This is a genomic window from Tamlana sp. 2_MG-2023, assembly GCF_030548465.1.
In the GTDB taxonomy this organism is placed as follows: Bacteria; Bacteroidota; Bacteroidia; order Flavobacteriales; family Flavobacteriaceae; genus Pseudotamlana.
Map to the genome: position 1 here is coordinate 85965 of NZ_JAUOSF010000003.1, position 23984 is coordinate 109948.

Genomic DNA, 23984 nt, shown 5'->3' on the forward strand with positions numbered 1-23984 from the left:
GGAGTTAAGGTAGTTAAGTAGTTAGAGGAGTTAAAGTAGGCTAGGAGTTAATTATTTATTTTTCTTAAGATGCCTTGGCAATACGCGTTTAACATTTTACTAACTTCTTGAATTAATTCAGTTTGTTTTTTATTGTTTTCTACATAACCTAAATCTTTTGATAGTATTAAAAAATATCGACATTCTTCTAATGATGCTTGTGAAAAATTATAAAAACGTAGTTTCTCTTTCGGACTTTTACGTTTATAACCTTCAGCGATATTTGCCGTAATTGACACTGCTGCTCTTCTAAATTGAGAGGTTAATCCGTAAATTTCTTCTCTTGGAGATGCCTTACTCATTTTGTAAACCTCTAAAACAAATTGACGACCTTTTTGTTAAACTTTTAAATCTTCAAAACTTTTAGTCATTTCCATTATTAATTTTCTTTTTTTGTATTCCCTTAACTCCTCTATAGAAATCACCCCGTCGCAACAATCATTTTATGCGTACCTAATAATCCTTTGCTGCTTCGTAAATAGGTTTCAATGTAAATTTTAGAGTTAATTGCTGCATCCTTTATTGGATAATTAGAAGCGATATTACAAGCCAAGCTAGATGATAAAACACAACCACTACCGTGCTTTTGGTATACCGTTTTATAGATTGGAAAAATTTCAATAGCACTGGTTCTATCGTAATAAAGCTCATCCCAGCCTTTTAAATCTGAGCGATGTCCACCTTTTAAGTATATTCTTGTAAATTTTGAAATATGTTCTATCGTTTTCTTAATGTTCAAATTGGGGTATAAACTTTGAATTTCATCATAATTGGGTGTGATAATAAAACACTGTTTCCAAATTTTATCTAGCATTTCCTGACTTTCTTTATAATGGAAATCGAATCCAGAACTGGCTTTAAAAACGGGATCTAAAACCACTTTAATTCTCGGGTTTAGCTCGTGTAACTTATCCAAAATTAAGGATAATGTTTTCCAGTTTTCAATGATGCCTATTTTAACTACTGATATTTCAAAACGTTCGAAAAGCGTTTCAATTTGCAATAGAATGACTTCTGGCTTTGTCCAAATAGATTGTTTAAAATTAGTGTCATTTTGAATGGTTATCGCGGTGCAAACCGTTAATCCATAAAATCCGTGGGCTTCGAAGGTTTTCAAATCGGAAGTAATTCCGGCACCTCCAGAAGGGTCATGACCTGCTATACTTAATACATAATTATCAAATAACGAAGGGTAATTAGCAGAAGATTTGGTAGAATCTTTTTTCATACTTTAAATTAGTTAAGTTAAATTGATAATAGCAATTCAATTGTAGGATATCGTTAGGGATTTTAAAAATACTATAGTGATAACATTGTAGGCCCTCTGGGAGAGAGATATCCTGATAAGGGGTGTGGTTTTAGTTCATGTTTTAATTTTAGTTGATAAATAAATTGAGCAAAGTTGCGAAAATACATATTTTTATTTTATAATATTCTTACGTGTATGATTTTGTGAGCATTATGAAATACTTTTAACTAATTGTTCTTATTTTTGAAAATTAATTATTGATTTGAAAGTTTCTTTGGGATTTTCACTTTGCCAAATGCCTCCTAAAACACCAACACCTTTATATCCTAATTTTGTAAATTCTGCAAGGTTTTTTGTTGAAACACCTCCCATTCCTATAATTGTTTTATCAATGTGAGTAACATCAAAACCACGACCTTTATAACCGGTTTTAGAAATGGATGAAAACACCGGACTCAGTAAATGGTAATCGAATTCGAAATAACAACTTTCTATATCCTCAGTCTCATGAAAGGATGAACTTATCGTTTTACCAAACATGTTGAGGTTTTTAAAATACTGCCCCGGATTATCAATATGGTCGATACGTTTTTGTTCTTGAAAATGAATGCCTTTTAAAGAAAACTCATTAATTAATTCATGAAAATAATGCACTACGATTCTATCATGATATTGTTTATCTATCAGATTTAAGTAATTAACATGTTCTTCATAATTTTTGTTGGGTTTCCTTAAATGATAGTATTGCAAACCTGCTTGAAATAGCTGATGTAGTATTTCAATTTCGTTTGGAATATCATTTTCTGGAGCTATTAGAATGACCATTTTCTTGAGTTAATAATTAAAAATGAAGAATGAAAAATTAGATACCTTATTCATTCTTCATTTTTACTTTTTCATTTTATTACAAATAAACCTCTGAACCTTTTTCTTTAAACTCTTGAGATTTTTCTTCCATACCTTTTTGAATGACTTCGTTATCAACAATATCATTTTCGGCGGCGAAATCTCTAACTTCTTGTGAAATTTTCATCGAGCAGAATTTTGGTCCGCACATCGAACAGAAATGCGCCACTTTAGCCCCATCGGCAGGTAGGGTTTCATCGTGATATTCAAGGGCACGTTCTGGGTCGAGACCTAAGTTAAATTGATCTTCCCAACGGAACTCGAAACGCGCCATACTCAAGGCATTATCTCGGTGTTGAGCGCCTGGGTGACCTTTGGCTAAATCGGCCGCGTGTGCTGCTAATTTATAGGTTACCACACCAACACGTACGTCTTCTTTATTTGGTAAACCTAAGTGTTCTTTAGGTGTTACATAGCACAACATGGCGCATCCAAACCAACCAATCATGGCGGCTCCAATACCCGAAGTAATGTGGTCGTATCCAGGTGCAATATCTGTTGTTAATGGGCCTAAGGTGTAAAATGGTGCCTCGTCGCAAACGTCGATTTGCTTTTCCATGTTTTCTTTAATCATGTGCATTGGCACGTGACCTGGACCTTCAATGAAGCATTGTACTTCGTGTTTACGAGCAATTTGAGTTAATTCGCCTAAGGTTTCTAATTCGGCAAATTGAGCTTCGTCATTGGCGTCGGCAACCGATCCTGGGCGTAAACCATCACCTAAAGAAAAAGCAACATCGTATTGTTTTAAAATTTCGCAAATGTCTTCAAAATGCGTGTATAAGAAGCTTTCTTTATGATGTGCTAAACACCATTTTGCCATGATAGAACCACCACGAGACACAATTCCCGTCACACGGTTGGCTGTCATAGGGACGTAGCGTAATAAAACACCGGCGTGTATGGTGAAATAATCAACCCCCTGCTCGGCTTGTTCGATTAGAGTATCGCGGAAAATTTCCCAAGTCAAATCTTCGGCCACACCGTTTACTTTCTCTAAAGCTTGGTAAATGGGTACGGTACCAATTGGTACTGGAGAGTTTCTAACAATCCACTCACGGGTTTCATGAATGTTTTCACCTGTGGATAAATCCATGATATTATCGGCACCCCAACGGCAAGCCCAAACGGCTTTTTCTACTTCTTCCTCGATAGATGAGGTTACGGCGGAATTACCAATATTAGCGTTTATTTTTACTAAGAAGTTTCGACCTAAAATCATAGGTTCAGCTTCCGGGTGGTTGATATTTGAAGGAATGACTGCGCGCCCTCTAGCCACTTCTGAACGTACAAATTCAGGGGTGATTTTTTCTGGAATAGACGCCCCAAAATGTTCGCCTTTATGTTGCTTTCTAATCTCGGTCATCTCGTCGATTCGTTGGTTTTCACGAATGGCGATGTATTCCATTTCTGGAGTGATGATTCCTTTTTTTGCGTAGTGTAGCTGGGTTACATTTTTGCCCTTTTTGGCACGCAATGGTTTTTTTAATAATGAAAAACGCATGTGGTCTAAACTTTTATCGTTTAAACGCTGGTTTGAATATTCTGAAGAAAAACCATCTAATTGCTCAACATCACCACGATCTTGAATCCAAGGTTCACGAATTCTTTCAATTCCCGCATGGATGTTTATGTCTTTGTTAGGGTCGGTGTATGGTCCAGAAGTATCATAAACGGTTACAGGTTCGTTAGGCGTTTTCTTTTTCGTCATCGAATCGGTTGTGTCGCTTAACGAAATTTCACGCATGGCCACTTTCATTTGTGGGTGAATTTTTCCTGAAACGTAGATTTTTTCGGAATTAGGAAACGGTTGTCTCGTAATACCATCTTGCTTTGGTGCGGTGTCTTTGTTTTTCATTGTTGTGGTGTTAGGCTTTTAATTTCATTTTTGAGCGTATCTAGTTCCCCATTTGGGGGTTAGGGGACTTTACCCACCTTGGGTCGCTTGTATAATTAAAATATTGTCGTTTTCTGAAAAATGTTGGGTCGCCCAAACCTCCTTTGAAATAATAGCGCTGTTTATAGCCACAGCAATACCATTTTTGGGGGTGTTTAGTTGTTCAAGTAATTGAAGAATGTTGAAGTCTTTAGTGACTTCCATGATGTTCTCGTTAACCCGTATTTTTATCATTTTACAGTACATTTTTAATGATGCTGTAAATTTTAAAGGCTTGAGAAATATGACTTTGAAATGAAAAAGTACGCGGAGTACTTTCACGAAAAGGTGTGTAAACACATATTGCAATGTGCTTTTCAACTTTTCCCTTCGACGGTACTAACCGCATCAGGTTCAAAGGGTTTTTCTCAGTTCTACAATTAGAACACCCCTAAAGTTTACACTGCGAAGGTATTAAAAAATAAATAAGGTTTTTAAGGATTGTCGTTTCTTTTTTGTGATTTAGAAATAGTGAGTATACCTATAATACTTTTTTTATATACTTTGCCATCGCTTTTTGGAAAATGATTAATCATTTTCTGATCCAACAGACTTGAAGTAGTTTTTAAATGAAACAGAAGAAATATAGACTCCTGCATCTAGTTTTCTAATTTTTTCCAAGTAGTTATTGACCCATTTTTATTTCTAACTGTAAAATATTTTGGTCTTTTTTTATCTATTATTAAAGTATCTATTTGATTTAGTATTGGTAATCCTTTTCCAACTTTTTGTAGATATACAGAAATAACATAATTGTAATTTTTATCAATACTTAATTCGTATGGGGAATAACCAATATTAGTCATTTTTAACTTTAAAAATGTTTTATCCTTTTTTAGATTTAAAGAAGCAACTCCCTTTTCATTTGCAACGCCACCACCATAACCTTGTTTAGACAAACTATCTTTATAAAAGACGTTTACATTAGGAACGGGAATACTGTCAAAATCGAAAAACTTAAAATTTAAAGTAATAGTATTTTTATTGTTTGTCCATATTTTAGATAGATGATATCCTGTTTTTACAGGTTCTGTCTTATTATAGTTGAGAATTAATTTATTGTCTATAAAATTATATTCTCCTTTTCCATGAGCTTCTGTACCCATGTCTCCGCCAAAACTATGTACAAATGTGTTGTCAGTTTTTAATGTTATACATGCCCCGTAATCTTTAATTTCATATTCTTCACAGAATTTACCTTTGGATTGATTTTGGGCGTATACATTGCAATAAAATAAGCTGATATAAATCAATAGTTTAATCACATTCTGTGTCCTTCGAGCTATGGTTGCCATCTTATTTTGGTGAGGTTTCTTTTTTTATTGTTGTGGTTTGTATTTTATATATATGGTATCCTCAATATTAGTTTGTGCATGAATTATTGAAAACAGACATATTGCAAAAAGTATTAATAGGATATTTTCTTTATTGCGCATCGTTACAATCTTTAGTTAATACATCTATATCTAACTCTACAGTCTCCAACTGTTTTATTTCACTACTTATATAACAAACATACATATAAACTTATACATCTTAAAATGTTATATTATAGTTAGATACAATTAGTTATCCACAAAAAAGCCCTTTTGATAAATCAAAAGGGCATATAAAATTTAGAAAAATTATTTCTAGTTTTCGTTATTTTCTCTATCGATATCGGCCATCATTTCGTCTGGGTCGATAGTCACGGTTTTCACGGTTTTTTCAGTTTTAAACGAATAGGTTGGATAAGCCCAAGCCCAGTCGTTTAAGGTTGTTGCTGTGGTTGGTTTTTCACCACGCATCATTTGTAATGGAATGTAAAAATCTTCAGTAGTACCATCAGTATAAGTTACGGTTAGGTCTATAGGCATTGGCATGAGGCCAATTCGTTCTAAAGTAATACTATTATTTTCAACCAATTTTACGCCGTAATCAATGGTGTTTGTGGTACGTGTCCAATCGTTTAAATACCAGTCTAATTCTAGTCCTGAAACTTTTTCCGCTACGCGGATAAAATCGTTACCGTTAGGGTGTTTAAACGCCCATTTATCAAAATATGCTTTTATGGTTTTTTGCTGATTTTCTTGTCCGATGACATAAGCTAATTGGTTTAAAAACACATAACCTTTGTAGTATGCCGAAATTGAAGAAGAACGATTAAAATGAAAACGATCGGCTTGAGTTGTCATTGGTTGTTCAGTTCCAGAATTAGCATAGTATGAATACACATCGTAAGTCTGTTTGGTATCTTTTTTAAATGATTTACCATTTATTTTGCTTTCTGCTAGTTTTCCAAAGTATTGGGCAAAACCTTCGTCCATCCAATAGTTTGTTAGTTCGTTTGTAGCTAATAAAAACTGAAACCAAGTATGTGCTAACTCATGCGATGTTACACCAAATAAACCATCAAAATCACCTTCCCCTAGAATTAAAGTACACATGGCGTATTCCATGCCGCCATCGCCACCTTGAATCACTGAATATTGATCGTATGGGTATTTTCCAATGTTCTCACTGTAAAACTGCATCAATTCAACCGTTTTTGGTTGTAGATTTTTCCAGTTTTCTAACTTGTCGGCCGGCATGGTACTTTTGTATAAAAAGTGCAGCAGCGGTCCATTAGGCACTTGCATGGTATCGTGCTTGTATTCTGGATCGGCAGCCCATGTAAAATCATGTACGTTAGGCGCCTTAAAATGCCATGTAAGTTTCTCTGATTTTGGCGTTTTGACAGTTCCTGTTTCATAACCATGACCAACGTCATTAGGGTTTTGTAAATAACCCGTTCCTCCTACTACATAATTTTTATCAATGTTAAGGGTCACATCAAAATCACCCCAAACACCATGAAATTCACGCCCTATGTAAGGATCGGCATGCCAACCTTCATAGTCGTATTCGGCTAATTTAGGATACCATTGCGTCATTGATAGGGCAACACCTTCTTTGTTATTTCGTCCAGAACGACGAATTTGAATAGGCACTTGAGCATCAAAAACCATGTCGAAAGTTACACTTTCACCGGGCTGAATAGGTTTTGCGAGTTCCACTTCTAAAACGGTACCCACGGTTTCATGGTTAATAGTAACGCCATTTTGTTTAAGTGAATTGACTTTAATATAACCAATTTCATTAGGTTTAAGTTTGCCTATACGATCTTTTACTCTAGCATCTGGATCAGGAATATTTTGAGAACGCACGTCCATTTCGCTACCTGGTTGAAAGGCATTAAAGTATAAATGGTAGAACACCTTGTTTAAAACATCTGGGGAATTATTGGTGTAAACCAGTTTTTGAGTGCCTTTGTATTGATAGGTGTTTACATCCATATCAATTTCCATTTTGTAATCTACATGCTGTTGCCAATATGTAGAACAATTTTCAGGTGATGTTGCTGAGGTTTTTGTTGCGGCTGTTTGCTGTGTTGGTTTACACGAAACCAGTAATGAAACACAGAAAACAGATAAAAGAAAACGATTCATATGTAAATTTATTTAGTAGGATTATTTAAATAAAAATGCCTGTTTGAAAATAATCGGCTGTTTTAAAACAGAACTTTGCAGTTTTTGATTATGTTCAAGCAGGCATAAATACTAATTGTTGTAATATTATTTAGCTGCAGATAATTTTGCAGCCATAATTAATGCGTTATAAGCATTTACCATTTTACCAGATTTTGTTAAATCGGCAAACGGACGAATATCAGAAGTGTTACCTCCAACAATAACTTTTCTATTAATCGCTAAACCAGAATCTAAGATTACTGTTTTTACTTGAGCAGCTGTTAAATCTGGATAGTAAGAACGAATTAATGCAGCAACACCAGCAACAGCAGGAGCGGCCATAGATGTACCTCCTTTAGTATCGTATTCGTTTTCTGGAGTTGTTGAGTAAATACTTGCTCCAGGAGCAAATACATCAACGTTTTGTTTTCCGTAGTTAGAAAAACCAGCAATCATTTTAGAACCATAAGTCGGAGCTAAGGCGCCTACTCTAATATAAGTATCTGAAATCTCTACAAAATCTACATTATCATCTGGAAAGTTAGGTGCAGTATCTACATCTTTACTGTCATTTCCTGCAGCATGTACAAAAACCACATTATTTTTAGCAGCATAAGCAATGGCTTCACGTACCCAATCGGCGTGTGGAGAATAGCTTTTACCAAAACTTCCGTTAATTACTTTAGCACCATTATCTACAGCATAACGAATAGATAATGCCACATCTTTATCGTACTCATCACCGTTTGGCACCACTCTAACACTCATTAATTCTACGTTGTTAGCAACACCATTGGCGCCTTTTCCGTTGTTACGTACGGCAGCAATAATTCCTGCTACGTGAGTTCCGTGACTTTCAGATTTTTTAACTGGTTTTACGTTGGCATCACCATAATTCGTATCAGTGATATCCTCTGGATCATCTCCAGTAACACGTCCTTTTAAATCTTTATTTAAATTAGAATTTAATCGATCATTAATGCTTTCAACACCATTTTTAATTTCTTTTTCAGCATCAGCTAAAGAATCCATGCCATTGCCATACATGCTCATAGCGATTTGCTTAGCCTTTGCTAAATCTTCATCTTCTGTTTCAAGAGCTTTAACTTCTTCTTTAGTGTAATCTGCTTTCCCAAAATGTGCAGTTAAAGTTGCATTAGCATCTTTAATCACCCCATATATTTGATCGTAACGCGTTTTATTAGCGGTCCACTTCTTGTATTCTACTTCATATTCAGCTTCCGCTCTGGCATAATCTTCAGAATTTTTGTCACCACTAACTAAAATTCTAACCATTTCTAATTGTTCGTCGTAACCTTTACCTAAAAAGTTCCAACCGTGAATATCATCAACATAACCATTTTTATCGTCATCAATGCCGTTTCCAGGAATCTCATCTTCATTGGTCCAAAGAATTTCATTTAAATCTTCATGATCGATATCAATACCAGAATCAATCACAGCAACAATCACTTTTTTACCTTTTTTATTTTTAATTAATTCCGCGTAAGCGCGATCAACACTCATCCCAGGAATAGTATCTGTAACCAGGTCTAAATGACCCCAATTATGCGCTTCGGCTTCAGTAAGTTCTGAAACTTTTAAAGGAGAACTATCAATATTTTCAACTGGTGTAGATACGATACTTGATCCACCGCAGCCATAAAGTAATACAGCTGCAAAAGCTGAAGTTGCTATTGTTTTAAATGTTTTCATAGTTACTTTTTAATTATATATGTGTTATTTATTGAATATTTCTGAAGTTGTAAATGTGTCTTTTAATCGAACACCTTTTTCGGTATGTTGCACAGTAATAATCTCGTTATGTGCATCGTGTTCTAAAAACAAGTAGAGGTTTTCATCGGCAGCCATGTTTAGAAATTTTTCCTTTTCGTCCATGGTTAATAACGGTCTGGTGTCGTAGCCCATAACGTATGGGAGAGGCAAATGACCAACAGTAGGCAATAAATCGGCCATAAAAGCAATGGTTTTGTCCTGATATTTTATCATAGGAATCATCTGCTTGTCGGTATGTCCGTTAGCAAAAAAGATATCGAAACCTAAAGCTGAATTTTTAAGGATATCGTTTTCTGGAAGTCCTGTAAATTTTAACTGACCACTTTCTTCCATAGGAAGGATATTTTCCTTTAAAAAAGAGGCTCTTTCACGGCGGTTAGGCTGCGTAGCCCATTGCCAATGGTCTTCATTGCTCCAAAAATGTGCATTTTTAAAAGCGGTTTCGTAACCTGTTCTATCTTTATTCCACTGGATACTTCCACCACAATGATCGAAATGCAAATGTGTTAAAAAAACATCGGTAATATCATCACGATGAAAACCATATTGTTTTAAAGAACTGTCTAAGCTAAAGTCGCCCCACTGGTAGTAATAACCAAAAAACTTTTCAGATTGTTTGTTCCCCATACCATTGTCGATTAAAATCAGCCGGTCACCATCTTGAATAAGAAGGCATCTCGCCGTTAAATCAATCATATTATTGGAATCTGAAGGGTTTGTACGTTGCCAAATAGATTTTGGAACGACGCCAAACATGGCGCCACCATCAAGTTTAAAATTGCCCGTGTTTATAGGAAATAAGGTCATAGGGGAACAAAACTAAGGAATCTATTGTCAATCGGGTAAAATGTTAAGAATATATTAAGAAGATTTGTAGAAAAAATCGTTGTTTTTCCCTTGTTATGAACTAAGTTTGCTTGCTTATTGTAAAAATTTCGTTTTTGAAGGCTGTTTTTTCATATATTCTCATTTTTTCATTGGCAATCAGACCCTTATATAATATGGGGTACATTGCCTATTTTGAGTTAAATGTTGACTATATTATAGAAACTTATTGTATCAATAAAGAGGCCCCGAAATTAGAATGTAATGGTAAGTGTCACTTGGTAACGCAACTGGCTTCAGGTACTTCAAATAATTCAACTAGCGATTCGTATTTGGCTTCCCTTTTTGAAGCCTTTGTACCTGTTTATTTTCAGCCTTATCATCTTAATAGTATCAATTCAAATAGTTCAGAATTAATACCGCATAATTGGAGGTATCTCCATGCTATTAATACGGTATTTAAAGACTGTACGGTACCACCACCTAAGGTTTAATGTGTTTTCTAAAAACTTACAAGCGCTTTTTGAAATTTTCTCAAAAAGGAAGCTTGCTATTACATTAAACCAAACCTAATTACATGAAAAATATATTAATACTCGCTATGAGTTTAGCGAGCTTATGCGGTTATGCGCAAAATACATATACAGGAAAAGTTGTTGATGCCAATCAAGAACCTTTAGCCGGAGCCACCATACAATCGAAAACAAATTCTAGTAAAGCTGTAGTTTCTACAATCAATGGAAGTTTTAGTATTTCCTTATCGGAAGACCCTACAGTTATTGTGAAATTTATGGGTTATACCACTGTTGAACAAACCCTTTCAGCCACTGAAAACACCATTATTTTAACTGAAAATGACGAACTTTTAGAGGAAGTTGTTGTTTCAGCAAGTCGTGAGAAACAATTAAGGCGTGAAGTTCCTGCCTCTATTTCGGTAATTACTTCAGGGGCTATAAAAGAAACCAAAGCCTTTGGTATTGACCAATTGGTAAACGATGTGCCTGGTGTGTTTATGGCCTCATCTAAAGCTGCAGGAAATGAGCAGCATACCATGGCGGTACGTTCGCCAATTTCAACAAGATCGTTGTTTTTATATGTTGAAGATGGCCTGCCTATTAGACCAACCGCGGTTTTCAATCATAATGCCTTACTTGAAATGAACGACATTGCATTTAAGCGTGTTGAAGTTTTAAAAGGCCCTGCTTCAAGTATTTACGGTAGTGAGTCCATTGGAGGAAGTTTCAACTTTATTACCAAAGATCCAACACCTGATTTCTCTGGGTTTTTAGGCTTTCAAATTAACGATATGGGCTTAACACGTTACGACCTTGAAGTAGCGCAATATGCTAATGAAAAAACAGGATTTTACCTAGGAACCCACTACGTACAACGAAAAGATGGTCCTATAAAACACAGTGATTACGAAAAGTTTGCGATTACTTTTAAAAACGTGAATCATTTATCACCTAGTTTAGATTGGACGAACTCGATTCATCTTATTGATTATAGATCGGATATGTCTGGTTCGTTTAGTGAATCTGATTTTACTGATGGTAATTATGAAAGTGATCAAACTTTCGCAGAACGTATTGCTTTTGCCTTTCGCGCTAGAACGACATTAGATAAATTTTGGAATTCTAAGAACAAAACATCTTTCAACTTTATTTTTAGAAACAATAAGATGGATCAAATACCATCGTACCGCATCAGTCAGTTTAGAGATTCAAATACGAGACAATTAACCGGCGATGGTAGTGGAGAAATAAACAGTAATTCATTCAATAGTTATGTTGGGTTAATTCAGCATAAAATGGATTTCGATTTTGCAAATTCATCATTAATTGTTGGAGCGTCAACCGATTTTTCCCCTCAGAAATATGAAGCTGAAACCATTGATGTTACCGTAAATGCAGCTACTGGTCAGAACACTGGATACACATTAAATTCGGGTGATTATATTTTAAATTATAAGGCTGATATTTTAAACTACGCAGGATATTTTCAATATGAAATTAACCCAACGGAAGCTTTAAAAGTGACAGCGGCTTTGCGTTATGATGGTTTTGAATACAATTATAACAATGCCGTAGATGGTATTGCTGGGCCAAAGGATTCTAAAAACCATTATAATAACCTCTCTCCAAAAGTTGGAATTAACTATAATTTCAATCAAAACATTGGGGTGTATTCAAATTATTCTAACGGGTTTACACCACCGCAAACATCAACGCTTTACAGAAATAGTTTTGTAGGCGTAGGGCAGGAGGTTTTCGAATTAAAGCCAAGTTCATATAACAATTACGAAGTAGGAACGTATTGGAGTTTAAATCATAAACTACGTATGGATGCTGCGTTGTATATGCTCGACGGAAAAAACACTTTAGTGACTTTAAGAAATGACAATGATGAATTCTACAATGCCAATGCCGGAAAAACAAGATCTTATGGTATTGAGTACGGTATTAAATACACCCCTTTTAGTCAACTAAGTTTTAGCTACAATGGAAGTTATGCCAAGCACCGCTATTTGGTGTTTTATGAAGGTGGTGTAGATTATTCAAACACCGATAGGGAAACGGCGCCTAGTCTTTTGGGTTCAACCAAAATTACATACAAGCCTAAAGCGGTGAAAAACTTGGTTTTAAACCTAACACATCAATTGGTTGGAAAATACAATACCAGTTTAGAAGGACAGGTTGATAACGGCGATGGTACTTTTGGTACGGCAACTTATGACGGTTATAACACCTTTGATGTTTTAGCATCATACAAGTTCAGGCATTTTGAAGTGTGGTTGCATGCTTTGAATATTTTTGATGAATTGTACTCTGTAAGGGCAAGTTATAATCAATATAGTAGAGAGAATAGCTATTCTGTTGGAAACCCGAGAGCGTTTCATTTTGGTGTAAACTATAACTTTTAGATGGCCTTATGAAGAATAAAAAATTAAATCAATGGCTTTGGAAATGGCACTTTATTGCGGGTATTATTGCTTTACCCTTTATCGTGTTGTTGGCCATAACTGGAGGTGTTTATTTGTTTAAAGATGCTTATGAAGCGCCTTTACAAGCTCCAATAACAGTAGTTGAAGCCACTGGCGACCCCATTTCTTTTCAAGAGCAATGGGGTTTAGCGCAAACAACATTACATAAAGCACCGAATGCGATGGTGATTCCAACGGAAAACACTCAGGCTACCGAGTTTATTTCTGGGCGCTTTAGTCATAAAAATAGCGCTTATATAAACCCTTATGCCGCTGAGGTTTCTGGAACGATTAGCCCTAAAGATTCTAACATGTACACGGTAAGAAAGCTACATGGTGAATTACTTTTAGGCAAGTTTGGTACAAAAATTATAGAGCTTGTGGCGAGTTGGATGTTTGTATTAATCATCACTGGTGTTTACGTGTTTTGGCCTGCTAAAAAAGAAGGTGTTAAAGCCTTTTTTAGGGTAAGAACAAGTTTAGGCAAGCGTATTTTCTTCAGAGATTTACACACGGTTTTAGGCTTTTGGATATCTGTTTTATTATTGATGACTTTAGCAGGAGGGATGCCATGGACCGATGTTTTTGGCGGAAATTTTAGAAGTCTTCAAGAAGCAACAAACACCGGTTTCCCTAAAACCTGGGATGGCCGTGGATTGCATTCTAAAGTGACGGGTGATGCCTTACCCCTGGATCATTTTGTAGACCTTGCGAAATCTAAAAACTTAGATGGTACTTTACATATTGGGCTGCCGCAAAGTCCAGAAGGTGTTTATATCGTTTACAACCAAACTTACGATTTAGATAAACAACAACGTTTTTATTTTGATCAATATTCTGGAAAGCAAATTTTTCAGCATAATTGGGAAGATGTTGGTGTGTTAATGCGTGGCCGTATGTGGTTTATGGCGTTTCATCAAGGCCAATTTGGGTATTGGAATTTTTTACTCATGCTAGGTGTTGCTATTTTACTAACGGTGATTGCTCTTGCAGGTTTAATATCCTATTTAAAGCGTAAAGAAAAAGGCAAGTGGGGCACACCAAAAGTGTCGGCTAAATTCAAAGTAGGTTACGGGGTAGTGGCAGTTGTTATTTTGCTGGCCATTATTTTTCCGCTTTTCGGAATTAGTGTAGCCTTAATTGCACTCTACGAATTTTTTAAAAACAAACGGAAAAAGAAGCAGAAATTCGCCTGATTTCATGGAGCAAATAACCCACAAACAGTAAAATTTTGTGGGTTGTTTTCTCTTTAATAAGGTTTATAATTCGGGCTTTAAGCAAAAAAGTACTTATTTTATGGCTTTGAGGCCGAAAGATCACCTATTTAAAATCCTTAAATGGTCGGTTTTCTTTAAATTAGTGCCTTCATTCAGATTTTGATTATATGTTAGAACTTGCAGGGATTATTATTTTAGGGATATTGGCACAATGGGTCGCTTGGAAATTTAAGATTCCCGCCATTTTACCTTTAATTTTAATAGGGCTTTTAGTAGGGCCAATTGCTGCTGAGTTTATTACTCAAGACGGATCGAAATGGATTGAACCGGTTTGGAATGGCAAAAAAGGTTTTTTTCCTGGTGACGGACTTTATTACTTTGTATCATTAGCCATTAGTATTATCCTTTTTGAAGGCGGTTTAACGCTTAAAAGAGCGGAGATAAAAAATGTAGGGCCCGTTATTACCAAATTAATTACTGTGGGTGCAACCATTACTTTTTTAGGTTCTGGGGTATTAGCACATGAGATTTTCGGATTAAGTTGGGAGATTTCCTTCCTTTTTGCTGGTCTTATTATTGTAACAGGACCAACCGTGATCACACCTATTTTACGTAATATTCCGCTTAAAAAAGATGTATCTGCCGTATTAAAATGGGAAGGTATTTTAATTGATCCTATTGGTGCCTTAGTAGCTGTATTGGTTTTTGAATTTATTAGTGTTGAAGGTCATGTAGGTTTTACAAAAATGGCCTTGATTGAATTTGGAAAAATTATATTATTCGGTACTACTTTCGGGTTCACCTTCGCTCATGCTTTGGCTTTTATGATTAATAAAAAAATGATTCCGCATTACCTTTTAAATGTGGTGTCTTTATCTACTGTATTGTTGGTTTTTGTAGAATCGGAACTCTTTGCTCACGAATCGGGACTGCTAGCCGTAGTGGTTATGGGTATGGTTTTAGGAAACGGAAAATTAAAAAACCTTAAAGAACTCCTTTATTTTAAAGAGTCTTTAAGTGTATTGTTAATTTCTATTCTATTTATTCTACTTGCTGCTAATATTGATTTTGAAGACCTCTTGTTACTTTACAACTGGAAAACATTAGCCTTATTTTTATCGGTGGTGTTTATTGTTAGGCCATTGGCGGTGTTTTTAAGTACCATCAATTCCTCGTTAAAATTTAACGAAAGACTTTTTATTAGTTGGGTAGGACCTCGCGGTATTGTTGCTGCAGGTATTGCTTCGCTTTTTGGTAGTAAATTATTGAAAGAAGGGGTGGAAGGTGCTGAGTATATTACACCTTTGGTGTTTATGATCGTATTAGGTACGGTATTATTAAATGCAACAACCGCCCGTTTATTCGCAAAATTGGTTGGGGTATTCCTTAAGAAATCTGATGGTATTTTAATTGTTGGTGCTTCAAAAGTATCTAGACTTTTAGGACATTATTTATTTGAAAACGGTAGGCATGTGGTGCTTATTGATAGTAATGAGAAAAATATCGAGAAAGCTAAAGAACTCGGGCTAGAGGCTATAACTACTAATATTTATTCTGATACCTTAATGGACAATATTGAATTGAACGATGTGGGCTATTTAATGGCTTTAACTGGAAATTCAGATATTAATAAATTCGCTATTAGCAAGTTTGGTAATGATTTTGGTGAGAATGGTGCATTTAGACTCGTAACACCGTTAGAAATGCTAGACGATAGCGAGAACCCTAAAGAGGGCTTGTTCTCCCATAAAGATGATTATAGTACATTATATGCTTTGGCGCGCAGACATCCTTCTATTAATGAAATTGAATTAGAAGATAAGGACCACTATCAAGATTTAATTAAAGTAACGAATAAGGATAAAGACATGATTCCTTTGTTTATAAAAGATACTGAAGGGGAATTACATATTATTTCTTCATTTAACTTAGAAGTTGAAACCATCGAAAAAGGGTACCTATTGGTTTATTTAGGAAAACCTTTTGATGTTGAGAAGGTGCAAACGACTTAGATTAGCAGCTTTTTTATAAGTGATATACTTTTAATAAAAAAAGAGGCTGAATCAAAATAAAACCTTTCGTCAACCTGAACTTGTTTCAGGTTCTTATCATAACTGGAAACAGGTTTAGAAACGGTAGTATTGCGGTAATTTAGATTTAATTCTTGCAGACCCTTCAGGTTTCAAAAACCTGAAGGGTCTTATATAAAAAAGCCTTCATTTTAAACTAAATGAAGGCTTTTTGGTATGTTGTAAAAGTTGAATTTTATTCTCCAATAATATGAAGCTCTGTAAATTCTTTGGTCAGTTTTAAACTTGTACCGCCTTTAAATCTTAGTTCTTCGAAAGGAATAATCACATTATCAATTTCTATTTCCTTTATGGTAAATGGTAATCCGTGGAAATGAATTCTAAATGTTTTATAAGTGGTAATGAATTTTCCAGATTTATGTTGCTGGATAATCACTTCTTTTTTCTTTCCTTGAAACTTAAAGTTTCTTAAGCTATAACGGCCTTTAATGTAATCGTAACCATCAGTAGCATCTTCATAAACTTCAGAGATTTCATTACCTTCTTTGTAATAAACATCAAGGGTTAATTCTTCAACGGTTTTTTCACCAACATACTGTTGAATTGGGTATTTTGGAATGATAGCACCTTCTTTTACAAAAATTGGCATACTATCTAAATCGGCATCTACCCAAATTTCTTGTCCGCCATTAACCACTTCATCCGTCCAAAAGTTAAACCACTTCCCAATCGGGATGTACATGCGTCTTCCTTTTAAATTAGGACCTGTAATTGGGCAGGCTAATATTTGTTCACCAAAAACAAACTCATCATTTCTATAGTGTGTTTGCGGATCTTTTTGATCGTAAAGTACTAATGACTTTAAGATTGGAATGCCTTCTTCGGCATATTTCCAAAATGCTGTATATAAGTATGGAAGTAATTGGTAACGTAGTTCAATAAATTTTCTAACCACATCGGTAATGGTTGTTCCAAAAGCCCATGGTTCTTGATCGCCGTGATCTCCAGAAGAATGTGTTCTACAGAACGGGTGAAAAATGCCCAATTGAATCCAACGGGCGTATAATTCGCCGTTAGGTTGTTCAGCAAAACCACCAATATCCGATCCTATAAAGGAGAATCCAGACATACACATGCGTTGTGCTTGCAAATTAGCAATGTTGAGGTGGTCCCAAGTGGCTACGTTATCACCCGTCCAACTAGAGGTGTAACGTTGCGTTCCAGAATAAGCTGCTCTTGTAATTACAAAAGGTCTATTCGGGTAAGAGAATTTCTTTAAACCTTGGTAGGTTGCTCGCGCCATTTGCATGCCGTAAACATTATGTGCTTTTCTATGACTACATTGGTTTCCGTCGTAATCATGGCGCACATCGTTAGGGAATGTTTTTCCAGGAACATCCATAACAGCAGGTTCGTTCATGTCGTTCCAAACCCCGCGAACCCCGATATCTTCAACAAGTTCTTTAAACAAATTGGCCCACCATTCTCTTACTTCAGGATTTGTGAAGTCTGGGAAGTAACACTCGCCAGGCCAAACTTTACCTTTCATATATGGGCCATCGGCACGTTTACAGAAGTAGTCTTTTTCAAGCCCTTCTCTAAACACCGAATAATCCATGTCTATTTTAATTCCTGGATCTATAATAACAATGGTTTTAAAGCCATCATCAGCCAGTTCCTTCACCATACGTTTAGGGTCTGGGAAAAACTGTTCATTCCATGTAAAGCATCTAAAGCCTTCCATGTAATCAATATCTAAATAAATGGCATCACAAGGAATTTGTAATTCTCTAAACTTAGCGGTGATTTCTTTGACGTTCGATTCTGGATAATAACTCCACTTACATTGGTGGTAACCTAATGCCCAAAGTGCAGGCATGGCATGTGGTTTCCCTGTTAAATCGGTGTAGTTCACTACAACATCACCCATATCTGGCCCATAAATGAAATAATAATTCATTTCACCACCATGAGCCCAAAAACTGGTGATATTTCTACGTTCGTTACAAAAATCGAAATACGATCTAAAGGTATTATCGAAAAATATACCGTAAGATTTTTTATTGTGCAAAGCCGTGTAAAACGGAATGGTTTTATATATGGGATCGGTATCACGACCGTAAGCATACGAATCGGTTACCCAGTTCTCAAAACGCTTCCCTTTTAAGTTGTTATCAACAGGTTTATCGCCTAAACCATAATAACTTTCTCCTGGTTGCGCGGTTTTAGACATCTTTACAACATCGCCTCCAAACTCATAACTTTCTTCCCAGTGGAAACCAAGTTCATCTTCACAAATTAAAGAATTATCCTTGGCATCATAAATAGCAGTGCGTAAGTCTAATTTTGAAATTTTACAGATAAGTTTTGAAGTAGTTATGGTATAGTGGTGGTCGTCTTCAGTAACTTCAAGGTGGTTGTACCCTCTACTAGCATATTTTGTAATGGCATAAGAGAAATCGTTATCAAAAATGCCTGTAGTTGTAAACCTGAAACGGAGGATACTATCTCTTCTAACTGTGACTTCCAAAATCACACCGTTTTCAGTAGTAAAGGAAAGGACATTAAGGTTTTTCTCGTATTTCACTATTCGAGTAGGAAACAAATTGCCCTTATATTCTAATTCGGTATTTAAAATCATATGTGGTAGTTATTAGAATTCATTAACGAATTTAATAAAATTAAGTCTGCATTCATATCGCTAATCATTAAAAAACAAATAGATATGTTATGTAATGAACAAATAATGAGGCGCTTAATTAACTAATTCCTAAATGAGGATAAAATGAAAGAAATTTATTACTCATTTTGTTTTAAAATGTGAAGAACCAATTTATGAAACGCGTGAATCTTTATAAAGACGCTTTCATTTTCATTTCAGCATTTATAATTTGTTTAACCGCCTGTTTATATTTTACGGGGTTTGACGCTTTTTTTATGGCTTTATAGGTTTTCTGCGGATTTGAAGTTGACTGTGAAAAATACTCCCAGAAACCAAGCATCTTCATTTTTATAGGCGTTGGCCCAGATAAATACGCGTCGTATTGCTCATAAATAGTATCGTGAAATTCTGAAAAAATAGCCCATCGGTTTTCAGGATAAACGGTCGTATTGTTTTTTATCATACTAGGCAGAAAGGGATCTGCGATTAAGCCGCGGCCAATCATAAAGTGATCGATCTTCGGAAAGCGATCTTCAATAGCTTTAAAGGCTGAAACACTAGTGATATCACCATTGTAATACAGTTTGTGCTTGGTGCTACTGATGCATTTTTCAAAAGCATCTAAATCTACAGCGCCTTTGTAAAGTTGTTTACCAATTCTAGCGTGAATGGCCACGTTTTTAAGTGGATAAGCATCTAAAATAGGGAAGGTTTCTAGAATTTCTTGAGCATTTTCATAGCCCATGCGCATTTTCATAGAAACCAAAATATCAGTTTCGTTATGTGCTTTTTGAAGGACTTCGTTAATTCTATTGGGCTGACAAATAAGTCCAGAACCCATACCCGATTTGGTGACCATAGGGTAGGGACAACCCAAATTCCAGTTGAGTTCTTTGTAGCCTAAACTTTGCACGTACTTTGCAACATAAACAAACTCGTCAGGATCGTTAGTGATGACCTGCGGAATAACTTCCAACGTGTTATTGTTTTCGGGTAACAAATCATTTTGGTACGACTGCTTAATTTTCAGCTTACCATTTAGCCTAATGTAAGGCGCGTAAAACGTATCAACACCACCAAAATAATGGTTAAATGCATTACGAAATCTGAAATCGGTAAAACCTTGTAAAGGTGATGAAAGTAGGGTAGCAGCCATGTTGTTAATTCGAGCTGCAAAGATAGGGTAATTGATTGATGCTTTTTTATGAGAATTATCTTTCCTATAAACTGTTTTATTGTTTGATGTTGATTAAATTTGTTTAGTATTCAGAACTTCAACTAACACTTCTTAACACTTTTACATCTCTTTATATGTCAGATTACCTTACTGTCTTATTAGTAATGATAAGCGTAGGCTTGTTATTTTTAACTCCTGCTGCATTTTTTGGAGGAAAAACAGGCGTTATTATAACCGTCATAATTTTAACTGCTATAAGTTGTTATCTATTAATGTATGCAATTGGTTTGGGAAAGTCTTTTGGAAATAGTAGTGCGCCAACATCTTTTAGAGTAGAGTCGCTTCTGCCGTATTTAAAATTTGCTGCTTTGTATGCTTTTATTGGTTACGGGGCGTTTTGTTTTAGTCAAATGGAACACGGCGTAGAGGGCTATAAAATAAAATGGTTAGTTTGTACCTTAATTTTGGTGGGGTATCCCGCTTATTTATTTGCAAGTGAAGTTATTAGTGAAAGTAACACAAAGCTAAAATATTATAAAACGGATATTGTCATTGCTCATCCTGTAGATTTTCCTGTTCAAATAGACCAACTGCGATTTTTTGATTCTAAAACAAAAAAATCAACGCCAACACATTATCGATATATGGAAAATGATCTGATATTATCTGATTTTGAAGGCTTAGATGTTGAAAATAACCCCTTTAGAAGCCATAGGTACTATAAAGAAGGAATTTCTAGATACCTTCCTATAAGTTTTGATTCTTTTGAATTGTCTTGGTACTCAATTTTAGAGCAGCGATTTTATAAAGATGTTTTTCGTTTAGATCAAGAAAAACTGAAAACTCGTCAGGAAAGCGAAGGACAAATGGTTATTAGCGATATGCTTATTAACATTTTACCAAAAGGCCATGTAGATTTATTAAAAAGGGAATACATGGAATATATACACGTGGCAGCTTATGGTAAGGTTGCATTCACGGCTGTAGATGGCCAAAGTTTAGATGAGATATTTGGACTTTTCACACCTATTGGGGCGCCAGATGATCATAAGGCCAATCGAAAAAGAGATTATGCTAAGATTGAACAAGACATAACACATAATTTAAGCCCTGAGGAGATTTTAAGTTTTAGAAGTGTATACAATTACGATATTAATGTTGAATATATACAATACCCCAATGAAGTTAAAGAACTAAAAGAAATAGAAATTATCGATTTTTACTTAAACCAATACAAAAGAAGTCCAGATTTTTTAAGTGAACGACACACAAAGCCTTTACCGAGTTATATGAAACTTAAATTGAAGGGTTATGATAAAGATAAAAGGCCATGGATAGAAATTGGATTTGATAAAAAGCTATTATTTCACGCCTATAATACTTTTGCTGAAGAACATAATGAAGCTATTTCATTTGAAATTCTTGTCGATATTAAAGATTTAAATAAAAGTAAAATTTGGTTAAAATCGAAAGAAGAAAAAATGTCTTTAGACGGTTGGAAAATGTATAAATGATTGACAATCACGTTTAAATCTTATGATGTAAACTTAACTGAATTTGGTTTTTATTCCAATTATTGGTGGTTTGGTTCATCACACCCAATTGCACTTTAAGATTATCTTTTATCATGTAGCCTACGGCTGAATAAAATCGGTTTCTATCAAAAATTTCAACGTCAATACCGTTTCCTATATCACGTTGCCCGTTAATGAATAGTTCATTGTAGAAGGCCAAATAGATACTGTTCTTTTCCAAAACAGCTTTGTTTAGCGGAATATTCAAAAAGAGGTTGTAGCGGTAGCGCGTTCTAAAATCTTGGTTTTCCACAAAACGTTGTTCAAAACGAAAACGGTGGTTGGTGTAAAATCGTTTCCCGAATTTAACTGGAAATAAAGCTTCTTGATAAATTCTACTTTCTTGGGTGGTATCGTCAATATCGCCATAGGTTCCCGTGGTAATATGCCCGTAACCAAGCGTAAATTTGATATCTGCTTGCTTTGGTTTATAGGTAACTCCAGCTCTTAATAACAGTTGTTCTAGATCGCCACCCATATTCCAATTACGGTATTGAACATCGCCTTGAACACCCCAAGAACTGGCGTTAAAAGTCGTATCGAAAAAGTACATGTACCAAGCGCCCATGGCACTTTCATCAATTTGTGCATTTCCGTTTTTCGGACATAAACATAGTATACTAACAGTAATTAATAACAGGTACTTTTTCATTGAGAATAGTTTTCTGCAAAAATAAAGGTTATCTACAGAAATACAATTTCATCTGAAGATAGTTTCCTGCTTTCTACTTAAATGCTTAAGCTTAGCTACGCGCGCGTCGTGTTCTGGAGTAGTTGTTGACATGAGTTAAAATCACAAAAAAAATCCAATTTTAAACTTTCTTAGAAAGCCTAAAGTTGGATTTGTGTTGTTTCGTGATGAAAACCTGAATCAAGTTCAGCTTGACGACATGTTTTCTGTTGAAGTTGTTTTATTCTATTTAATCGGTGTGATCTGTTACCACTTCGTGCAATACCACCTGAGCAGCTTTTTCATAATCATCATGCCAACCAAAATAATTACCAGTTTTGAAATAGTTTTCATGAACATAACCATTCCCTACATAGTCATAAATTTCGGTATAGTCTATATTTAAACCTTTTGCTTCACAAACTAGGGCACAATACATTTTACCGTCTTCAATTTTAATTTTGAAGGTGAATTTTTCATTATCTACACGTCCGAAATCTAATTTTTCATCATAGCTGCTTGTCCATGCTTCTCCTTCTGCTGGTTTGGTGTAGTAATCAATTTGAATCATACCGCTGTTCCATCTAATTTTTACTGTTGCTGGATTTCCGCTAATGCCTTCAGATTCTTTACCGTGAATTTGAGCAACAATGGTACGGCCGTTACCTTCAACATAATCAACATGTATGGTAGATTCTAAAATATGAGTTCCTGTAGCCATTGACCAATTGTCGCTGGTGTCTTGATTGCCTCTCCAGTATTCTCTAAGTTCTGTACGGCAGTATTTATCGCCTAAAGCAGATTCACCAGAGGTTGTGAACCCTGTAAATTTTGTATATAACGTGTAGCTTCCATCGTCATTTTTGTAAAAGTATTTAGCTTGATCTGCTGTTAAATTGTTATTAACAATAGTTTCATAACCAATAGAAGTTGCACTACCGTTTCCTCGGTTTAAAGGCACAGAGAGGTACCAATTTTCCCATGTGATGTTTGTGATTTCTTCTTCCTCTTCAATAGGTGGAGTCACTTCTTCTTCAATTTCCTCTTCTACAGGTGGAGTTACTTCTTCTTCTGGCTCTTTTTCTACTTCAGGCGTTTCTGTGACATCGTTAGAACTGCAGGCTGAAATAAAAACAATAGATAACAATACGATAGCCGTATGTCTTAAAAATGATTTAATCTTCATAAACTTAAATGTTATTTTTTGGGGTATACTTTTTATTTGGTAGAACTAAAAGTATGCGTTTTGTTATGAAGTAGTTGTTTGTTTTATTCTGCAAAGATAAGATTTTTGAAACTTCATTTTGCTAACATCAATTCAGTGATAATCACGATAGTTTTTAAAGACTATTTAATAATCTTGTTATGAAAGTTGTGATTGCCACATTTTTCTTGAAATTAGTGTTATTTTTGAAGCCTCTACAATTCATT

At 35.3% G+C, this 23984-nt stretch carries 17 protein-coding genes, 1 pseudogene and 1 riboswitch; of the genes and pseudogenes, 5 read left to right on the top strand and 13 right to left on the bottom strand.

Annotation, left to right across the window (positions count from 1 at the left end; all coding sequences use genetic code 11):
- Window positions 1-47 precede the first annotated feature (47 nt).
- The 9 genes and pseudogenes from Q4566_RS05740 to Q4566_RS05780 all read right to left on the bottom strand — a co-directional run.
- Window positions 48-365 (bottom strand): annotated as a pseudogene (locus Q4566_RS05740) (four helix bundle protein); the annotation flags it as partial.
- Window positions 366-460: 95 nt separating this feature from the next.
- On the bottom strand, window positions 461-1267 hold the full coding sequence (locus tag Q4566_RS05745) for a hydroxymethylpyrimidine/phosphomethylpyrimidine kinase (RefSeq protein ID WP_303419487.1): 807 nt from the start codon (window positions 1265-1267) through the stop codon (window positions 461-463).
- Window positions 1268-1525: 258 nt separating this feature from the next.
- Window positions 1526-2113, bottom strand: coding sequence for a thiamine phosphate synthase (locus tag Q4566_RS05750; protein WP_303419490.1), 588 nt, complete (start codon window positions 2111-2113; stop codon window positions 1526-1528).
- Window positions 2114-2192: 79 nt separating this feature from the next.
- Window positions 2193-4052 carry a phosphomethylpyrimidine synthase ThiC gene (gene thiC / locus Q4566_RS05755; protein ID WP_303419493.1) on the bottom strand — a complete coding sequence of 620 codons (1860 nt, stop codon included), beginning with the start codon at window positions 4050-4052 and terminating at the stop codon, window positions 2193-2195.
- Window positions 4053-4121: 69 nt separating this feature from the next.
- The gene (thiS, locus tag Q4566_RS05760; RefSeq protein ID WP_303419496.1) at window positions 4122-4325 is read right to left on the bottom strand and encodes a sulfur carrier protein ThiS; all 204 of its coding nucleotides are present in this window, start codon (window positions 4323-4325) and stop codon (window positions 4122-4124) included.
- 113 nt (window positions 4326-4438) lie between these two features.
- Window positions 4439-4533, bottom strand: a riboswitch (TPP riboswitch).
- 196 nt (window positions 4534-4729) lie between these two features.
- Complete coding sequence (locus Q4566_RS05765) at window positions 4730-5425, bottom strand: hypothetical protein (protein WP_303419499.1); 696 nt, start codon at window positions 5423-5425, stop codon at window positions 4730-4732.
- A 336-nt stretch (window positions 5426-5761) separates the two neighbouring features.
- Window positions 5762-7597 (bottom strand): M1 family metallopeptidase, encoded by a 1836-nt coding sequence (locus tag Q4566_RS05770; RefSeq protein ID WP_303419502.1) that lies wholly within the window; start codon window positions 7595-7597, stop codon window positions 5762-5764.
- A gap of 126 nt (window positions 7598-7723) precedes the next feature.
- Window positions 7724-9334 carry a S8 family peptidase gene (locus Q4566_RS05775; RefSeq protein ID WP_303419505.1) on the bottom strand — a complete coding sequence of 537 codons (1611 nt, stop codon included), beginning with the start codon at window positions 9332-9334 and terminating at the stop codon, window positions 7724-7726.
- A 24-nt stretch (window positions 9335-9358) separates the two neighbouring features.
- The gene (locus Q4566_RS05780) at window positions 9359-10222 is read right to left on the bottom strand and encodes an MBL fold metallo-hydrolase (RefSeq protein WP_303419508.1); all 864 of its coding nucleotides are present in this window, start codon (window positions 10220-10222) and stop codon (window positions 9359-9361) included.
- Between the two features lie 194 nt (window positions 10223-10416).
- On the opposite strand from Q4566_RS05780, the gene Q4566_RS05785 reads away from it, so the two are divergent.
- The 4 genes from Q4566_RS05785 to Q4566_RS05800 all read left to right on the top strand — a co-directional run bounded on the left by Q4566_RS05785 (window position 10417) and on the right by Q4566_RS05800 (window position 16452).
- Window positions 10417-10734: a hypothetical protein gene (locus Q4566_RS05785; RefSeq protein WP_303419510.1), complete on the top strand. Its 318-nt coding sequence runs from the start codon at window positions 10417-10419 to the stop codon at window positions 10732-10734.
- A gap of 83 nt (window positions 10735-10817) precedes the next feature.
- A complete protein-coding gene (locus Q4566_RS05790) occupies window positions 10818-13163 on the top strand; it encodes a TonB-dependent receptor (protein ID WP_303419513.1) in 2346 nt (781 codons plus the stop codon).
- Window positions 13164-13171: 8 nt separating this feature from the next.
- Window positions 13172-14419 carry a PepSY domain-containing protein gene (locus Q4566_RS05795; RefSeq protein ID WP_303419515.1) on the top strand — a complete coding sequence of 416 codons (1248 nt, stop codon included), beginning with the start codon at window positions 13172-13174 and terminating at the stop codon, window positions 14417-14419.
- A 188-nt stretch (window positions 14420-14607) separates the two neighbouring features.
- Window positions 14608-16452: a sodium:proton antiporter gene (locus Q4566_RS05800; protein ID WP_303419518.1), complete on the top strand. Its 1845-nt coding sequence runs from the start codon at window positions 14608-14610 to the stop codon at window positions 16450-16452.
- A gap of 253 nt (window positions 16453-16705) precedes the next feature.
- Here the strand turns inward: Q4566_RS05800 and Q4566_RS05805 are convergent, their stop codons facing one another.
- Complete coding sequence (locus Q4566_RS05805; RefSeq protein ID WP_303419520.1) at window positions 16706-19111, bottom strand: glycoside hydrolase family 31 protein; 2406 nt, start codon at window positions 19109-19111, stop codon at window positions 16706-16708.
- 211 nt (window positions 19112-19322) lie between these two features.
- Window positions 19323-20288 carry a tRNA-dihydrouridine synthase gene (locus Q4566_RS05810; RefSeq protein ID WP_303419523.1) on the bottom strand — a complete coding sequence of 322 codons (966 nt, stop codon included), beginning with the start codon at window positions 20286-20288 and terminating at the stop codon, window positions 19323-19325.
- Window positions 20289-20443: 155 nt separating this feature from the next.
- Here Q4566_RS05810 and Q4566_RS05815 point away from each other — a divergent pair, with 155 nt between their 5' ends.
- Window positions 20444-21823, top strand: coding sequence for a hypothetical protein (locus Q4566_RS05815; protein WP_303419527.1), 1380 nt, complete (start codon window positions 20444-20446; stop codon window positions 21821-21823).
- Window positions 21824-21836: 13 nt separating this feature from the next.
- On the opposite strand, the gene Q4566_RS05820 is transcribed toward Q4566_RS05815, so the two are convergent.
- Both Q4566_RS05820 and Q4566_RS05825 read right to left on the bottom strand, forming a co-directional pair.
- The gene (locus Q4566_RS05820) at window positions 21837-22535 is read right to left on the bottom strand and encodes a DUF2490 domain-containing protein (protein WP_303419530.1); all 699 of its coding nucleotides are present in this window, start codon (window positions 22533-22535) and stop codon (window positions 21837-21839) included.
- A 268-nt stretch (window positions 22536-22803) separates the two neighbouring features.
- The gene (locus Q4566_RS05825; protein WP_303419533.1) at window positions 22804-23739 is read right to left on the bottom strand and encodes a polysaccharide lyase family 7 protein; all 936 of its coding nucleotides are present in this window, start codon (window positions 23737-23739) and stop codon (window positions 22804-22806) included.
- Window positions 23740-23984 lie beyond the last annotated feature (245 nt).

Bases quoted from the DNA above. Each gene is read 5' to 3' on its own strand.
- Q4566_RS05745 (WP_303419487.1), bottom strand. From the start codon at position 1,267: ATGAAAAAAGATTCTACCAAATCTTCTGCTAATTACCCTTCGTTATTT.
- Q4566_RS05750 (WP_303419490.1), bottom strand. From the start codon at position 2,113: ATGGTCATTCTAATAGCTCCAGAAAATGATATTCCAAACGAAATTGAA.
- thiC (WP_303419493.1), bottom strand. From the start codon at position 4,052: ATGAAAAACAAAGACACCGCACCAAAGCAAGATGGTATTACGAGACAA.
- thiS (WP_303419496.1), bottom strand. From the start codon at position 4,325: ATGATAAAAATACGGGTTAACGAGAACATCATGGAAGTCACTAAAGAC.
- Q4566_RS05765 (WP_303419499.1), bottom strand. From the start codon at position 5,425: ATGGCAACCATAGCTCGAAGGACACAGAATGTGATTAAACTATTGATT.
- Q4566_RS05770 (WP_303419502.1), bottom strand. From the start codon at position 7,597: ATGAATCGTTTTCTTTTATCTGTTTTCTGTGTTTCATTACTGGTTTCG.
- Q4566_RS05775 (WP_303419505.1), bottom strand. From the start codon at position 9,334: ATGAAAACATTTAAAACAATAGCAACTTCAGCTTTTGCAGCTGTATTA.
- Q4566_RS05780 (WP_303419508.1), bottom strand. From the start codon at position 10,222: ATGACCTTATTTCCTATAAACACGGGCAATTTTAAACTTGATGGTGGC.
- Q4566_RS05785 (WP_303419510.1), top strand. From the start codon at position 10,417: ATGGGGTACATTGCCTATTTTGAGTTAAATGTTGACTATATTATAGAA.
- Q4566_RS05790 (WP_303419513.1), top strand. From the start codon at position 10,818: ATGAAAAATATATTAATACTCGCTATGAGTTTAGCGAGCTTATGCGGT.
- Q4566_RS05795 (WP_303419515.1), top strand. From the start codon at position 13,172: ATGAAGAATAAAAAATTAAATCAATGGCTTTGGAAATGGCACTTTATT.
- Q4566_RS05800 (WP_303419518.1), top strand. From the start codon at position 14,608: ATGTTAGAACTTGCAGGGATTATTATTTTAGGGATATTGGCACAATGG.
- Q4566_RS05805 (WP_303419520.1), bottom strand. From the start codon at position 19,111: ATGATTTTAAATACCGAATTAGAATATAAGGGCAATTTGTTTCCTACT.
- Q4566_RS05810 (WP_303419523.1), bottom strand. From the start codon at position 20,288: ATGGCTGCTACCCTACTTTCATCACCTTTACAAGGTTTTACCGATTTC.
- Q4566_RS05815 (WP_303419527.1), top strand. From the start codon at position 20,444: ATGTCAGATTACCTTACTGTCTTATTAGTAATGATAAGCGTAGGCTTG.
- Q4566_RS05820 (WP_303419530.1), bottom strand. From the start codon at position 22,535: ATGAAAAAGTACCTGTTATTAATTACTGTTAGTATACTATGTTTATGT.
- Q4566_RS05825 (WP_303419533.1), bottom strand. From the start codon at position 23,739: ATGAAGATTAAATCATTTTTAAGACATACGGCTATCGTATTGTTATCT.